Origin of the sequence: Streptomyces longisporus (genome assembly GCF_039532765.1) — a bacterium.
Lineage (GTDB): Bacteria > Actinomycetota > Actinomycetes > Streptomycetales > Streptomycetaceae > Streptomyces > Streptomyces longisporus.
In genome coordinates this window covers 99,359-114,341 of record NZ_BAAASG010000010.1, presented here as the reverse complement: position 1 = coordinate 114,341, position 14,983 = coordinate 99,359, and the positions used below count along the sequence as shown (strand labels likewise).

At 71.1% G+C, this 14,983-nt stretch carries 13 protein-coding genes, 1 pseudogene and 1 riboswitch; of the genes and pseudogenes, 12 read left to right on the top strand and 2 right to left on the bottom strand.

Features of this window, described 5'->3' with window-relative positions:
- Positions 1–48 precede the first annotated feature (48 nt).
- The 6 genes from ABD355_RS21635 (at position 49) to ABD355_RS21610 (ending at position 7,401) form a co-directional block, all read left to right on the top strand.
- Positions 49–2,229: an N-6 DNA methylase gene (locus ABD355_RS21635; protein WP_344402166.1), complete on the top strand. Its 2,181-nt coding sequence runs from the start codon at positions 49–51 to the stop codon at positions 2,227–2,229.
- A 160-nt stretch (positions 2,230–2,389) separates the two neighbouring features.
- Complete coding sequence (locus ABD355_RS21630; protein WP_344402165.1) at positions 2,390–2,980, top strand: hypothetical protein; 591 nt, start codon at positions 2,390–2,392, stop codon at positions 2,978–2,980.
- A gap of 38 nt (positions 2,981–3,018) precedes the next feature.
- Positions 3,019–4,512, top strand: a complete 1,494-nt coding sequence (locus ABD355_RS21625; RefSeq protein ID WP_344402339.1) for a serine/threonine-protein kinase — start codon at positions 3,019–3,021, stop codon at positions 4,510–4,512.
- A 158-nt stretch (positions 4,513–4,670) separates the two neighbouring features.
- Complete coding sequence (locus tag ABD355_RS21620; protein WP_344402164.1) at positions 4,671–5,498, top strand: glycoside hydrolase domain-containing protein; 828 nt, start codon at positions 4,671–4,673, stop codon at positions 5,496–5,498.
- Positions 5,499–5,643: 145 nt separating this feature from the next.
- Entirely contained in the window at positions 5,644–6,291 is a 648-nt protein-coding gene (locus ABD355_RS21615) for a SurA N-terminal domain-containing protein (protein ID WP_344402163.1), read from the top strand.
- 99 nt (positions 6,292–6,390) lie between these two features.
- Positions 6,391–7,401: a nucleoside triphosphate pyrophosphohydrolase gene (locus ABD355_RS21610; protein WP_344402162.1), complete on the top strand. Its 1,011-nt coding sequence runs from the start codon at positions 6,391–6,393 to the stop codon at positions 7,399–7,401.
- Here ABD355_RS21610 and ABD355_RS21605 read toward each other — a convergent pair.
- Complete coding sequence (locus ABD355_RS21605) at positions 7,366–8,604, bottom strand: cytochrome P450 family protein (protein ID WP_344402161.1); 1,239 nt, start codon at positions 8,602–8,604, stop codon at positions 7,366–7,368. The two genes, ABD355_RS21610 and ABD355_RS21605, sit on opposite strands and share 36 nt — an antisense overlap.
- A 218-nt stretch (positions 8,605–8,822) precedes the next feature.
- Here ABD355_RS21605 and ABD355_RS21600 point away from each other — a divergent pair, with 218 nt between their 5' ends.
- The 6 genes and pseudogenes from ABD355_RS21600 (at position 8,823) to ABD355_RS21575 (ending at position 14,583) form a co-directional block, all read left to right on the top strand.
- Positions 8,823–9,803 (top strand): transglycosylase family protein, encoded by a 981-nt coding sequence (locus ABD355_RS21600; RefSeq protein ID WP_344402160.1) that lies wholly within the window; start codon positions 8,823–8,825, stop codon positions 9,801–9,803.
- 195 nt (positions 9,804–9,998) lie between these two features.
- A riboswitch (cyclic di-AMP (ydaO/yuaA leader) is annotated at positions 9,999–10,167 on the top strand.
- A 4-nt stretch (positions 10,168–10,171) separates the two neighbouring features.
- Positions 10,172–10,852, top strand: a complete 681-nt coding sequence (locus tag ABD355_RS21595; protein WP_344402159.1) for a transglycosylase family protein — start codon at positions 10,172–10,174, stop codon at positions 10,850–10,852.
- A 234-nt stretch (positions 10,853–11,086) separates the two neighbouring features.
- A complete protein-coding gene (gene eno, locus ABD355_RS21590) occupies positions 11,087–12,373 on the top strand; it encodes a phosphopyruvate hydratase (RefSeq protein ID WP_344402158.1) in 1,287 nt (428 codons plus the stop codon).
- Between the two features lie 115 nt (positions 12,374–12,488).
- Complete coding sequence (locus ABD355_RS21585) at positions 12,489–12,965, top strand: FtsB family cell division protein (RefSeq protein WP_344402156.1); 477 nt, start codon at positions 12,489–12,491, stop codon at positions 12,963–12,965.
- 46 nt (positions 12,966–13,011) lie between these two features.
- Positions 13,012–13,413 (top strand): annotated as a pseudogene (locus ABD355_RS21580) (DUF501 domain-containing protein); the annotation flags it as partial.
- A gap of 237 nt (positions 13,414–13,650) precedes the next feature.
- Positions 13,651–14,583, top strand: a complete 933-nt coding sequence (locus tag ABD355_RS21575) for a Ppx/GppA phosphatase family protein (RefSeq protein WP_344402338.1) — start codon at positions 13,651–13,653, stop codon at positions 14,581–14,583.
- A gap of 18 nt (positions 14,584–14,601) precedes the next feature.
- Here the strand turns inward: ABD355_RS21575 and ABD355_RS21570 are convergent, their stop codons facing one another.
- Positions 14,602–14,871 carry a DUF3761 domain-containing protein gene (locus ABD355_RS21570; RefSeq protein WP_344402155.1) on the bottom strand — a complete coding sequence of 90 codons (270 nt, stop codon included), beginning with the start codon at positions 14,869–14,871 and terminating at the stop codon, positions 14,602–14,604.
- Positions 14,872–14,983: the final 112 nt, after the last annotated feature.

Here is a 14,983-nt window from a genome sequence, read left to right as displayed (position 1 = left end):
GCGTCGGTATGCTCGACGTCACACTGCGACAACGAGGGGAGCCGGCGGGTGCAGGACAACGCGACAGAGGTGACCGCCGCCGGGATCGCACGGCTGGCCGGCGTCGGCCGCGCCGCCGTCAGCAACTGGCGCCGCCGCCACGCCGACTTCCCCAAGCCCGTCGGCGGCACCGAGACGAGCCCGTCCTTCGCGCTCGCCGAAGTCGAGGCCTGGCTGCGCAAGCAGGGCAAACTCGCCGAGGTCCCACTCCGTGAACGTGTCTGGCAGCAGCTCGCCGGACATCCCGAGGGCCCCGTCACGGCGTTGATCCACGCCGGCTGCGCCCTGCTGCTCATCCACGACCGCCCGACCGTCTGGCTGGAGGCGAGCGCGGGGTCGGACGAGCGGCTGGCGGCGATGTTGACGGGCGCGCTGGAGGACGTCCTGGCGCCGCGCTTCGGTCCGCCGGTCCGAGGGCGCGGTGTTCACAGCGGAACGGCCGGAGGCGCGGCGCCGGGTGTGAACTCCCCGCTATCTGTGAACTCGCCGCTGCCTGTGAACTCCCCGCTCGCCGTGAACACCTCCACCGCCGCCCCCACCCCTGCCTCCGCCCCCCCACCACCCGCCGTGCAAGCCCCCTCCGGCCCCCAACTCCTCCCCTCCGCCCCCCTCCTGCGCGGCGTCGCCGAACTCGCCGCCGCATCAGGAGCCCGTCAGACCTTCGAGTTCCTCCTCGGCCGCCACCTCGACGCCAACCCCCGCCAGTACACGCTCACCCCCACCGAACTCGCCGGCCTCATGGCCGACCTGGCAGGCACCGCCCGCACCCTCCTCGACCCCGCCTGCGGCACCGGCGCCCTCCTGCGCGCCGTCACCCCCAGACCCGACCAGGAGCTCTACGCCCAGGACAGCGCCCCCGACCTCGCCGCGCTCACCGCCCTGCGCCTCGCCCTGCACACTCCGGCGACCGTGCGCGGCGCCGCGGGTGACACCCTGCGCGCCGACGCCTACCCCGGGCTGCGCGCCGACGCCGTCCTGTGCCACCCGCCGTTCAACGAACGCAACTGGGGCCACGACGAACTCGCCTACGACCCCCGCTGGGAGTACGGCTTCCCCGCCCGCAACGAATCCGAGCTGGCCTGGGCCCAGCACGCCCTCGCCCGCCTCCGCGACGGCGGCACCGCCGTCCTGCTGATGCCGCCCGCCGCCGCCTCCCGCCGCTCCGGCCGCCGTATCCGCGCCGACCTGCTGCGCCGCGGCGCACTGCGCGCCGTCGTCGCCCTGCCCCTCGGCGCGGCACCCCCGTACAACATCCCGCTCCACCTGTGGGTGCTGCGCCGCCCCGACAAGGCGCCCGCGCAGCCCGAGGTGCTGCTCGCCGACACCGGGCAGTACGCCACCGAGGGACGCGGCGGGCCCGACTGGCGGGCCGTGCGCGAGGCCGTGCTCGACGCCTGGGGCGCCTTCGACCGCGCCGGAACGCTCGACGAACGCCCGGGCCTGGCCCGCTCCCTCCCCGTCATCGACCTCCTCGACGACGACGTCGACCTCGCTCCGGCCCGCCATCTGCCGCCCCCGGCCGCGGCCGACGGCGCCGGCGCGCTCACCGCCGTACGCGAACGCCTCGGCGAGACCCTGCGGCTGACCGCCGAGCTCACGCCGCCGCCCGCGGACCACGCGCAGCCCGCGCCTCGCTGGCCGTTCACCACCGTCGGCGAACTCGCCCGCGGGGGCGCCCTGGTGCTGCGCACCGGCGGTAACGGCGGCCACGCGCGCGTGCCCGTCCTCACCGACCACGACGTCTTCGCCCAGACCGCCCCCTCCGGCGCCCTGCCCGAGAGCGACGAGGACGCGGTGCTGACGCAGCCGGGCGACGTCGTCGTGCCGGTGCTCGGGGGCGGCTCGGTGGCGCGCGTGATCGACGACGCGACCGCGGGCGCCGCCCTGGGGCGCAACCTCGTCCTGCTGCGCCCCGATCCCACGGCGCTCGACCCCTGGTTCCTCGCCGGCTTCCTGCGCGGCACCGCCAACAACCGCCAGGCCAGCAGCTACGCGTCCACCGCCACCCGCCTCGACGTGCGCCGCCTCCAACTCCCCCGCCTGCCTTTGGACGAACAACGGCGCTACGGCGAACGCTTCCGCGCCCTCGACGACTTCGAACGCGCCCTGCGGCACGCGGGCCGCCTCGGAGAGCAACTCGTGCGCGGGATGTACGACGGGCTGACGGACGGGACGGTCGCACCGGACTGACCGGACCGACCGGACCGATACGTTCCCGATCGTGGGACGTGACCAGCGCTACAACGGTTCGGTACAACCCGGGACGCGTTGTCCTTGTCGGCCTATACGCTCGGACTCAGTACTTGTGCCGGTACTCATGTTCGTCCCCATCAGGCCTCCAGGAGCAGCCATGCAGGGCCACGGCTACGCCGCGCCTCCGCCCCGTCGACCCTCGACCGGGGTGCTGGTCCTGCTGCGCGTGGTCTTCGTGGCGGTGGCGCTGCTCAGCATCGGATTCCTGGCATGGGTGGCGACGCTCCGCGCGGCGATCGTGACCCGCAAGGCCACCGACTGGTGGATCTTCGCGGCCTCGTTGGTGGTCCTCGGCATCAGCTTCGCCTTCCTGAGCACCGACCACACCGACGACTTCAGCACACCCAACGGCAATGCCGGCATGATCATTCTGCTCCTTAACGCCGCAGCCTGCGCCGGCTACTACCTGTACGCGGACATACGCCACTTCGGGCCGTACCCCACCGGCTATGCGATGCCCCCGGCGCCGGGCATGGGCTACGGCTACCCGCAGCCCCCGTCGCCGTACGCGGCCACGCTCCCACAGACGCCCGTGGTGGCGGCGCCCGCCGCCCCCGTACCACCGCCCCCGCCGCAGCAGCGCCCCGCGCCCGCCCGTATCGACCAGGTGCGCGCCGAACTCGACGAGCTCAGCGACTATCTGCGCCGGCACCCGGGCCACCCGGACGGCAACGAGGACGGAAGGTGAGCGTGGCGGCAGGACGGGTCGTCGCCGGCCGCTATGCGCTGTCCACGCTCATCGGGCAGGGCGGCATGGGCCAGGTCTGGACGGCCTACGACCAGCGGCTCGACCGGCGCGTGGCGGTGAAGCTGTTGCGCCCCGACAAGGTGGCCGGGCAGGAGGCGGACGAGCTGCGCCGCCGCTTCGTGCGCGAGTGCCGGGTGACCGCACAGGTCGACCACCCCGGCCTGGTCACCGTGCACGACGCGGGCAGCGAGGGCGAGGAGCTGTTCCTCGTCATGCAGTACGTCGACGGCGCCGACCTCTCCGACCATCTCGCCGAGCACGACCCGTACCCCTGGCAGTGGGCGGTCGCCGTCGCCGCGCAACTGTGCGCCGTGCTGAGCGCCGTGCATGCCGTGCCGATCGTCCACCGCGACCTCAAGCCCCGCAATGTGATGGTGAAGCAGGACGGCACGGTCACCGTCCTCGACCTCGGCGTCGCCTCCGTCATGGACGCCGACACCACCCGCCTCACCCACACCGGCACCCCCATCGGCTCGCCCGCCTACATGGCGCCCGAGCAGGCCATGGGCGGCGCGGTCGGCCCGTACACCGACCTGTACGCGCTCGGTGTGCTGCTGCACGAACTCCTCAGCGGTGACGTCCCCTTCGCGGGCTCCACGGCGCTCGGCGTACTGCACCGGCATCTGTACGAGCCCCCGGTCCCCGTACGCCGTATCCGCCCCGAGGTCCCCGAGCCGCTCGAACACCTGGTCCTGCGCCTGCTCGCCAAGGACCCGCAGCACCGCCCTGCGTCCGCGCAGGACGTGTACGAGCACCTGGCGCTGATGCTGCCCGCGCGCGGGAAGCCGACCGGGGCGCCGCTCGACCCCACGCGCCCCTTCCTCCGCCCGCACGCCCCCTGGCCGGACCGCGCGCGCACGCCCGCGCCCCAGCCCGCCCCGGTCACCCCGGCGGTCGAGAAGGCGGAGAAACCGGACGTCGCCCGCGCCGTCGACGAGGTCAAGCGACTCCTCGGCGAGGGCCGCATCACCCAGGCCGTCGACATCCTCGGCGCGATCCTGCCGGCCGCCGCCGAACAGCACGGCGAGCACTCCCCGGTCGTCCGCACCCTGCGCAAGCAGTACGCGGCCACCCTCATGGACGACGGCCAGTACCGGCGCGCACTGCCCGAACTGCGCCGCCTCGCCGACGAACGCGCCGCCGAGGCCGGCCAGGCCGACCCGCAGTCGCTGCGCTTCCGCTACGAGGCCGCCCAGTGCCTGGAATCCCTCGGTGAACCGGCGGCCGCGCTCGCCGAGTACCGCGCGCTGCTGCCCTACTACGAGAACCAGTACGTGGCAGGCGACCCCGAACTCGCCCACGACGTCCGCCGCCGCATCGGGCACCTCCTGCTCGCCCTGGGCGACCGCGCCGCCGCCCACGACACCCTCGCCCGGCTCCTGCTCGACGTGGAGCGCCTACGCGGCCCCGGGCACCCGCTCGTGGCCGAAATCCGCCGCACTCTGGGGTGGTTGGGGCAGGTGCGCGGCTAGTTTTTACCGAGCCCTGAGGGATTCTTGTGATCTATGGGGGCTCACGTTTCCCGAACGCTTGATCGCGTTCGGATACGTTCCGTTCGTTTTACGCCAGGCAACGCATGACGCCAGGCAACGCACAACGCAACCGACGCACAACCAGGGGTGGGGTACACATGGCCGGCCATCGGCAGTCCAAGAAGCGCAGATACATCACCTGGGCCGCCGCCGGCGCCGCCGTGGTCGCGGGAGCCGGTCTTGCCGCGCAGAGCTCCATGGCAGCCACCACCTGGCCCGCGCAGAAGACATACACCGGCCGCGCCTTCGACACCTGCGCCGCGCCCTCCCTGGCAGCGATGAAGGCCTGGCACACCGGCTTCTACGGCGCCGCCGCCGTCTACGTCGGCGGCAAGAACCGCGGCTGCTCCCAGCCCAACCTGACCGCCTCCTGGGTGAAGTCGGTCAGCACGGTCGGCTGGAAGCTCATTCCGATCTACGTCGGCGCCCAGCCGCCCTGCCAGTCCGGCTCCAGCCCCGAGAAGATCACCGCCACCACGGCCGCCTCCCTCGGCAAGGCCGACGCGGACGACGCCGTGGCCAAGGCATCGGCGCTCGGCATGAAGGCCGGCAGCCCGATCTACCTGGACATGGAGTCGTACGACATCACGAACACGTCGTGCAACAACGCCGTGCTCACCTATGTCCGCGCCTTCGACAAGGAGCTGCGCGCCAAGGTCTACCGCGCCGGCTACTACGGCTTCACCAGCTCCAGCGCGAAGGCCATCGCGAACGCCGCCGACAAGACCGACCTGCCGGGCAACCTCTGGTACGCCCTGTGGGACAAGCAGAACACCACGACCACGGACTGGCCGTTCGGCTCGACCCAGTACACGGACCACAGCCGCGGTCACCAGTACCTGGTCAACAGCAAGGAGACGCGGAACGGCTACACGATCACCGTGGACCGCGACGCGTGGGACGCCCCGGTGGCCATCACCGGCTGAGCCCCCCGGCCCCCGCGGAGGCGCGGCGGTGCCCGAAGTCGCGGTGAATCGTTGGTCGAATGGGTTGGCCACAGCCGACCCACTGCCTACCATCGATCACCGCAAGACTTTGTGCACCGTCGCACAATCTCCTCGGGAGGCTTCCTTGCACCGCCGCCGTCGCACCGCGCTCGTCCTCACCGCCGCGATCGCCGCCGCGGCCCCCGTCCTGACCGCCTGCGGAAGCGATGCGCACCCCGGTGCGGCAGCCGTCGTCGGCGGTCAGCGGATCACCGTGGCGCAGCTTCAGACCCGGGTGAACGAGGTGCGCGCGGCGCAGCGGGCGGCCGTGAAGGACGACGCGCAGTACAAGCAGGCCGTCTCGCAGACCGCGAGCCTCACCCGCGACACCCTGCACGGAATGGTCATCGACCAGGTGCTGCACCGGGCCGCCCAGGACGCGGGCGTGAGCGTCACGCCCAGGGAGGTCCAGCAGATGCGCACCGGCCTCGAGCAGCAGGTCGGCGGCTCCAAGGCCCTGCAGGCGGCCTGGCTCCAGCAGTACGGGGTCGCCCCGCAGCGCCTGGACGAGAACCTGCGCCTCCAGCTCGAGGCCCAGAAGCTGGCCCAGGCCCTCGGCGCCGACACCAGCAAGCCGGCCTTCTGGAACGCCCTGTCCAAGGCGTCCAAGGAGCTCCACGTCGACCTGAACCCGCGCTACGGCACCTGGGACGTCCAGAAGAGCAGCCGTGTCGACGCGAAGACCCCGTGGGTGCGCGAGGTCACGGCGACCGGGACGCAGCAGACGGCGTAACGGGCCTCCAGGGCCGCCGCCCCTGGGACCGCGGCCCGGCGGACCACAGCCCTGTGGACAACTTCGGGGGCTGTCGGCGGGGTGCGTTACGTTCGGATCGTGAACGCAACCAGCTCGGAACCGGCCCCCGGCCGCATCGTCCTGCTCACCACCAGCCACCGTGTCGCGCCCGGCCTGCTGTCCTGGCCCGCCTGGCAGGCCCTGCACGCCGCCGACCGCGTGCTGTGCTCGGACGGCGCCCACCCGCAGCTGCCGTATCTGCGGGAGGCGGGCATACGGGTCGACGAGGCCGCCCCCACCGCCGAGGAGCTGGTCGGCACCTGTGCCGGCGGCCGTACGGTCGTCGTGGTCGCTACCGGCGAGGGCGAGCCGGCCCTCACCGACGGCCTGGCCCGCCTCGCCGGCTCCGGACGGATACAGATGCCGGAGCTGGAGCTGCTCCCCGCCTCCTACGACCTCCCGGGCGCCCGCCTCCTGGACCTCGTCCAGGTCATGGACCGCATCCGCGCCGAGTGCCCCTGGTCGTCCCGGCAGACCCACAAGGGCCTGGCGAAGTACGGCATCGAGGAGGCGTACGAACTCGTCGAGGCGATCGAGGAGGGCGACCGCGACGAACTGCGCGAGGAACTGGGCGACGTCCTGCTCCAGGTGGTCTTCCACGCCCGGATCGCCGAGGAGGACCCGGACGCCCCCTTCTCCGTCGACGACGTGGCCGCCGGCATCGTCACCAAGCTCATCCACCGCCACCCGCACGTCTTCGGCGACGAGACCGCCGCCACGCCCGAGGAGGTCAAGGAGCACTGGCTGCGCACCAAGGCGGTCGAGAAGCAGCGCACCTCGGTGACGGAGGGCATACCGCTGGGCCAGCCGGGCCTGGCCCTCGCGGCGAAGCTGGCGTCGCGGGTGCGGACGGCGGGCCTTGCGGTTCCGCTGCCCCAAGCCGAGGGCGTGGGGTACGAGTTGCTCGCGCTGGCGGTGCGCGCCGAGGCGGAGGGCGTGGACCCGGAGGCCGCGCTGCGGGCGGCCGCCCGCACCTACCGGGACGCGATCAAGGAGACGGAGGGCCGGAGCCGGTCAGGTGGCGGTGAAGCGCACGGGCAGGTCTCGTAGCCCCCGCATGATGAGCCCGCCCCGCCAGCGCAGCTCGGCGGGGTCGGCGGCCAGTTCGAGATCGGGCAGGCGGCGCAGCAGCGTCTCCAGGGCGGTGCGGCCTTCGAGACGGGCCAGCGGGGCGCCGAGACAGTAGTGGATGCCGTGGCCGTATCCGAGGTGCTGGTTGTCCCGGCGGGAGAGATCGAGCGTGTCGGGCTCCGAGAACCGGGCCGGGTCGCGGTCCGCCGCGGCCAGGACCACCAGGACCGGGTCGCCGGTGGCGATGCGCTGCCCGCCGATGGTCAGCGGCTCGGTGGCGAAGCGCCAGGTGGCCAGTTCCACCGGGCCGTCGTAGCGGAGCAGCTCCTCTATACCGGTGTCGAGCAGTGCGCTCTCACCGCGCCCGATCGACTCCTGGAGCCGCTGCCGCTGCCCGGGATTGCGCAACAGCGCATAGGTCCCGTTGCCGATCAGGTTGATGGTGGTCTCGAAGCCGGCGAAGAGCAGCACGAAGCACATCGCGGCGGCCTCGTTCTCGGTCAGGTGCTCGCCGTGGTCGGAGGCGCGGATGAGGCCCGAGATCAGGTCCTCGCCGAGGTCGCCCCGCTTGCGGTGGATGAGTTCGGCGAGATAGCCGCGGATCTTCTTCACGGAGCGGGCGACGCCGCCGCGCGGGCCGCCGCCGTGCCGGATCATCATCCCCGCCCAGTCGCGGAAGTCGTCCTGGTCCTCGCGCGGGACGCCGAGCAGATCGCAGATCGCATAGATGGGGAGGGGGAAGGCGAAGTCGTGGATGAGATCGGCCTCGCCGTGCGGCGCGAACCGGTCGATGAGGTCGTCCGTCAACTCCTGCACCCGCGGCGCGAATTCGGCCACCCGCCGGGGGGTGAACGCCTTGGAGACGAGGCGGCGCAGCCGGGTGTGGTCCGGTGGGTCGATATTGAGCAGATGCGTCATGAGATTGGCGCTGCGCTCACCCGGAATACCGGTCCTGCTCTTGCCCTGCGCGTCCTCGGCGTGATGCTCGGGGTTCTTCGAGAGCCGCCCGTCCGCGAGCGCCTGACGTGCGTCGGCATACCGGGTCACCAGCCAGGCCTCGACCCCGCTGGGAAGTTTCGTCCAGTGGACGGGGGAGTGCTCGCGCAGCCAGGCGTAGGCCGGATACGGGTCGCCGGCGAATTCCCAGGTGAAGAGTTCGGGAGCGGTGTTCGGGACGTTCACAGGACGACCGTATCGGGAGCCCGCAGGTGGATGGACCGCCGCAGCGAACGGGCCAAAGATGATGCGCGTTCAAGTCTGTGATCTTCACGTGATCTACGCGGCATTAACTTGTGACAAGTGATCGGCACCGGCTACGTTCACGGACCAGCGCGGCGGTATCGAACGCCTGTCGGTGTCATGTGCCGCGCGGTCATTGCTGTCTCGCGAAAGGCCTCCGCATGCTCTCCGGGAACGGTCGACACCGTCGCCCCCGTCAGGCTCCGGCCATCCTCGTCGCGGCCGGAGTGACCGGCTCCGCCATCGCGATCCCGCTCTTCGCCGCGGGCGGCGCCAGCGCCGCCGACGGCACCACGTGGGACAAGGTCGCCCAGTGCGAGACCGGCGGCTCCTGGAGCGAGAACAGCGGCAACGGGTTCTACGGCGGGCTCAAGTTGACCCAGGAGAACTGGGAGAAGTACGGCGGCCTCGACTATGCCCCGAGGGCCGACCTCGCCAGCCGCAACCAGCAGATAGCCGTCGCCGAGAAGCTCCTGGACGACCAGGGTGTCGGCGCCTTCCACACCTGCGGACTGACCTCCGGGCTCACCAAGGACTCGGGCTCGGCCGCCATCGACACCGGTGTGCTGGGCGGCGGTTCCGGTTCGTCCGATTCATCCGGGGCATCCGACTCCACGGGTCTGTCCAACTCCTCGGGCAGCGCTTCCGATGGGTCCTCTTCGTCGGATTCGTCCTCCGGCTCGTCCTCCAGTGCCTCCCCTTCGACCTCCGCGAGCGCGACGGACAACTCCACCGAATCCGGCACATCCGCCTCGCCGTCCACCTCTCCGTCCAAGAAGGCCACAGGTAACCCACAGGGCGCCGACAACTCGTCGACAGACAAGGCGAAGGTGGACGACTCGGACAATCCCGAGCCTCCGGCGTCCACTTGGACCCTCGTCGACACCGGCACGACCGGCACCGGCCGCCACCGTGGCGCCAGCGCCGACGAGACGGCCGGCAAGGCCGCCGACAAGACCAAGACGGACGGCGGCACGCACGACACGTACACCGTCCATGCCGGCGACACTCTCGCCTCCATCGCCGACTCCCTTGGCCTGGACGGCGGGTGGCGTGCGCTCTACGCCGCGAACAAGGACGCCATCGGTACCGACCCGAACCACATCTTCGCCGGTCAGACCCTGAAACTCGGTGCCGAATAGGGCGAAAAACAACGGGAGTTCACGTCACACTTCGCCACTGAATGTCCGGATTGGTGAAAGTGTGGGATGAGTCTCAGAAGCCCTGATCGTCTTTGAAATTCGACGGATCGCGTGTCTACCGTCGTCACCGCTCGTCAACACGAGCCCCGGCTGCCGCAACGCCGAATCCTGCCAGCGGCCGTACGGGAACAGTCGTCGCGTAAAGCGCCGTAGGCAGGAGCGGGGGACCCAAGGTAGGTGCCTGCCCGGGCAGTTGACGGGCGGCTAGGGGTGTAGCCGTGTCTCGTGAGAGCGAGAGCACGGCCGGGCAACTCAACCGGCCCGAACCCGACAGCTCACCTCGCAGGCGTCGGTGAGGGGATCGAACCATGCTGTTTTCCGGTAAGGGCAAGCACCGTCGTCCGTCCAAGGCCACCCGCGCCGCCGCGCTGGCCGGCGTCACCGGTGTCGCCATCGCCGCTCCGCTGATGGCGGCCGGCAACGCCTCCGCCGCCACCGCCTCCGAGTGGGACACGGTCGCCCAGTGCGAGTCCGGCGGCAACTGGGCCATCAACACCGGGAACGGCTACTACGGCGGCCTGCAGTTCTCCGCCTCCACCTGGGCCGCGTACGGCGGCACCGCCTACGCCCCGCAGGCCAACCAGGCCTCCAAGGCGCAGCAGATAGCCGTCGCCGAGAAGGTCCTCGCCGCGCAGGGCAAGGGCGCCTGGCCGGTCTGCGGCACGGGCCTGTCCGGTGCCGCCTACAACGGCAGCGCCCCCAGCATGAACACCAACCGCTCCACCGACTCGCAGGCCGCCTCCCGCTCCGCCGAGCGCCCGGCCGCCAAGACCGAGAGCACGAAGAGCACGAAGACCGTCACCACCCCGACCGGCAAGAAGGTCAAGAAGGGCGACGGCGAGTACAAGGTCGTCAAGGGCGACACCCTCAGCTCGATCGCCGAGAAGCACGGCGTCAAGGGCGGCTGGCAGCAGCTGTTCAAGCTGAACAAGGGCATCGTCGAGGACGCCAACCTCATCTACCCGGGCCAGCAGCTGCACCTGAAGTGATGCAGGGCTAGAGCCACCCCCGTCCCCCACGGGCTCCCCGCTCCGGTGCGTGTTCCCCCGTACGCACCGGGGCGGGGTTCTTTTTGCTCCCCCTCTTTGTTCCGTTCGGAAACAATTTACTCTCGGTTCTGCCCAAGAGGTGGTCGGCAGCGTGGCCGATCGGCCTTGGGCGGTTAGGCTCATCCCGCAGAGCCACCGCGCTACTGCCGTAGCCGTGTCACATCCAAGAAGGAGATGCTCGTGCCGTCCATCGACGTCGTCGTAGCCCGGGAAATCCTGGACTCCCGAGGCAACCCCACGGTCGAGGTCGAGGTCGGCCTCGACGACGGCAGCACGGGTCGTGCCGCCGTCCCGTCCGGCGCCTCCACGGGCGCCTTCGAGGCCATCGAGCTCCGCGACGGTGACCCCAACCGCTACCAGGGCAAGGGTGTCGAGAAGGCCGTCCTCGCCGTCATCGAGCAGATCGGCCCGGAGCTGGTCGGCTACGACGCCACCGAGCAGCGCCTGATCGACCAGGCCATGTTCGACCTGGACGCCACCGACAACAAGGGCTCCCTCGGCGCCAACGCCATCCTCGGCGTCTCCCTCGCCGTCGCCCACGCCGCCTCCGAGGCCAGCGACCTGCCGCTCTTCCGCTACCTGGGCGGCCCGAACGCGCACCTGCTGCCGGTGCCGATGATGAACATCCTGAACGGCGGCTCGCACGCCGACTCCAACGTGGACATCCAGGAGTTCATGATCGCCCCCATCGGCGCGGAGTCCTTCTCCGAGGCCCTGCGCTGGGGCGCCGAGGTCTACCACACCCTCAAGAAGGTGCTGAAGACCAAGGGCCTGTCCACCGGCCTCGGCGACGAGGGCGGCTTCGCCCCGAACCTGGAGTCCAACCGCGCCGCGCTCGACCTCATCATCGAGGCCATCAAGCAGGCCGGCTACGCCCCCGGCGAGCAGATCGCGCTCGCGCTCGACGTCGCCGCGTCCGAGTTCTACAAGGACGGCAAGTACGAGTTCGAGGGCAAGTCCCGCTCGGCCGCCGAGATGACCGAGTACTACGAGGAGCTCGTGGCGGCCTACCCGCTCGTCTCCATCGAGGACCCGCTGTTCGAGGACGACTGGGCCGGCTGGAAGGTCATCACCGACAAGCTGGGCGACAAGGTCCAGATCGTCGGCGACGACCTGTTCGTCACCAACCCGGAGCGCCTGGCCCGCGGCATCGAGGAGGGCACCGCCAACGCCCTGCTCGTCAAGGTGAACCAGATCGGCTCGCTCACCGAGACCCTGGACGCCGTCGAGATGGCCCAGCGCAACGGCTTCAAGTGCATGATGTCCCACCGCTCCGGCGAGACCGAGGACGTCACCATCGCCGACCTCGCCGTCGCGGTGAACTGCGGCCAGATCAAGACCGGCGCCCCGGCCCGCTCGGACCGTGTCGCCAAGTACAACCAGCTGCTGCGCATCGAGGAGATCCTCGACGACGCCGCGGAGTACGCGGGCCGCAGCGCGTTCCCCCGCTTCAAGGGCTGAGCAAAGGCTCCAGGGCTGACCCATCCTGGGCTAAGCCTTAGCCAGTCGTACGTACGTCCCCGTACCGGTCCCGTACCGTGTGCGGGGACGTACACGTGTGACGGGAGGCGGGGACATGGCCGTGAAGGACCGGGACCGGTTCTCCACCGCGACCAGGATCAGGCTGCTCGGCGAGCAGACGGCGGCCCGGGTCTACCGCTCCCAGACCAAGCGGCAGGCCCGCCGGTCGCGGCTGACCGGCCGGGCGGCGCTGCTCGCCCTGGTGCTGTGCTCGATGGTGGTGGCGCTGGCGTACCCCATAAGGCAGTACGTCTCCCAGCGCTCCCAGATCGCCGATCTCCAGCGGCAGCGGGAGCAGGCCAGGGCGCGGGTCGAGCAGCTGCGCGACCTCAAGGCGCGCTGGCAGGACGACGAGTACGCCGAGCAGCAGATCCGGCTGCGGCTGCACTATGTGCTGCCCGGGGAGACGAGCTACGTCGTGATCGACCCGAGCGTGGCCAAGCAGTCGCGCTTCGAGCAGGGCGCGGGCCACCGCCCCTGGTACACGAACGTCTGGGACGGGGTCGACAAGTCGGACGCATCCGACCAGTGATCAGGCCCTGCGCCCAGTGATATCGACAGAGGAATTCAGTACAGGCATGGATACGCCCCCGCCGCCCACCCCGCGCACCGAGCCCACCGACGCCGATGTCGAGGCCTTCGAGCAGCAGCTCGGGCGGCCGCCGCGCGGGCTGCGCGCCATCGCACACCGCTGCCCCTGCGGCCAGCCGGACGTCGTGGAGACGGCCCCCCGCCTGCCGGACGGCACGCCCTTCCCGACGACGTACTACCTGACGTGCCCCCGTGCCGCCTCGGCGATCGGCACGCTGGAGGCGAACGGCGTCATGAAGGAGATGACGGAGCGGCTCCAGACGGACCCGGAGCTGGCCGCCGCCTACCGTGCCGCGCACGAGGACTACCTCGCGCGCCGTGACGCCATCGAGGTCCTGGAGGGCTTCCCCAGCGCGGGCGGTATGCCCGACCGGGTGAAGTGCCTGCACGTACTGGTGGGCCACTCGCTGGCCGCGGGCCCCGGCGTCAACCCGCTGGGCGACGAGGCGATCGCGATGCTGCCGGAGTGGTGGCTGAAGGGCCCGTGCGTGCAGCCGCTGGTGGCGCCCGACCCGGCGGACGAGATCCCCGGCGAGGAGGGTGAGGTCACCGACCCCACCGAGGTCCGCAGCGGCTTCTTCGCGTACACACCCCTCGTCCCCGCCGGCTTCAGCCGGGTCGCGGCCGTGGACTGCGGTACGAACTCCATCCGGCTTCTGGTCGCGGACGTGAACCCGGCCACGGGCGAACTGCTGGAGCTCGACCGGCGCATGACGATCGTGCGGCTCGGACAGGACGTGGACCGGACCGGGCGGCTGGCCCCCGAGGCGCTGGAGCGGACGTTCGCGGCCTGCCGGGAGTATGCGGAGGTGATCCGTGACCTGGGCGCCGACAAGGTGCGGTTCGTGGCCACGTCGGCCTCGCGGGACGCCTCGAACCGCGACGAGTTCGTACGGGGCGTCGTGGACATCCTGGGTGTCGAGCCCGAGGTCATCTCCGGCGAGCAGGAGGCCGAGTTCTCCTTCACGGGGGCGACCAAGGAACTGAAGGGGCGTGACGACCTCGACCGTCCCTATCTGGTGGTCGACATCGGCGGCGGCTCGACCGAGTTCGTCGTGGGCGACGACCAGGTGCGCGCGGCGCGCTCCGTCGACGTCGGGTGCGTGCGGATGACCGAGCGGCACCTGGTGCGGGACGGCGCCGTCACCGACCCGCCCGCCGAGGAGCAGATCGCGGCCATGCGGGCCGACATCGAGCGGGCCCTCGACCTCGCCGAGGAGACGGTCCCGCTGCGCGAGGCGCGCACGCTGGTCGGCCTCGCGGGGTCGGTGACGACCGTGTCGGCGATCGCTCAGGAGCTGCCCGAGTACGACTCGGAGCGCATCCACCACTCCCGGATCTCCCGCGACCGGGTCCGCGAGATCACCGAGTGGCTGCTGCACTCCACCCATGCCGAGCGCGCGGCCGTCCCCTCCATGCACCCGGGGCGTGTCGACGTGATCGCCGCGGGTGCCCTCGTACTGCTGTCGATCATGGAGCGGATCGGCGCCGAGGAGGTCGTGGTGAGCGAGCACGACATCCTCGACGGGATCGCCTTCAAGGTGGCGGAAGGCGTCTGACGATCCGGCTGCCGCGGCCTACTTGAACCAGTACCGCACGCCGTGGTGGTGCGAGCAGGTGCCCTGCGAGTGGCGGGAGTAGGACAAGGTGGCGTCCTTGCACTTCGCCGTCTCGTACTTGTCCGTCGGCCGCTGGTGGTGCGTCCAGCCGCACACACCGGTGGTGTGACTGACGCAGTGGTGGGCCGTGTTGGTGGCCGGCAGAGTGGCCGCGGAAGCCGTCGGTGCGCTGATGAGGACGCCGGCGAGGGCGACGGTGATCGCCGAGGCAGCAAGGCGTGCGCGCATAGGAGTTCCTCCCCCTTGAGGTGCTTGGCAGCGGGAGCTTATAGGGGTGTGAACGACTTGTGGACGCTGTTGGAAGAAGTCATGGAGGCGGCTTCTCGCCCCTGCCCCTCGG

Bases quoted from the DNA above. Each gene is read 5' to 3' on its own strand.
- ABD355_RS21630 (WP_344402165.1), top strand. From the start codon at position 2,390: ATGCAGGGCCACGGCTACGCCGCGCCTCCGCCCCGTCGACCCTCGACC.
- ABD355_RS21620 (WP_344402164.1), top strand. From the start codon at position 4,671: ATGGCCGGCCATCGGCAGTCCAAGAAGCGCAGATACATCACCTGGGCC.
- ABD355_RS21600 (WP_344402160.1), top strand. From the start codon at position 8,823: ATGCTCTCCGGGAACGGTCGACACCGTCGCCCCCGTCAGGCTCCGGCC.
- ABD355_RS21595 (WP_344402159.1), top strand. From the start codon at position 10,172: ATGCTGTTTTCCGGTAAGGGCAAGCACCGTCGTCCGTCCAAGGCCACC.
- eno (WP_344402158.1), top strand. From the start codon at position 11,087: ATGCTCGTGCCGTCCATCGACGTCGTCGTAGCCCGGGAAATCCTGGAC.
- ABD355_RS21585 (WP_344402156.1), top strand. From the start codon at position 12,489: ATGGCCGTGAAGGACCGGGACCGGTTCTCCACCGCGACCAGGATCAGG.
- ABD355_RS21570 (WP_344402155.1), bottom strand. From the start codon at position 14,871: ATGCGCGCACGCCTTGCTGCCTCGGCGATCACCGTCGCCCTCGCCGGC.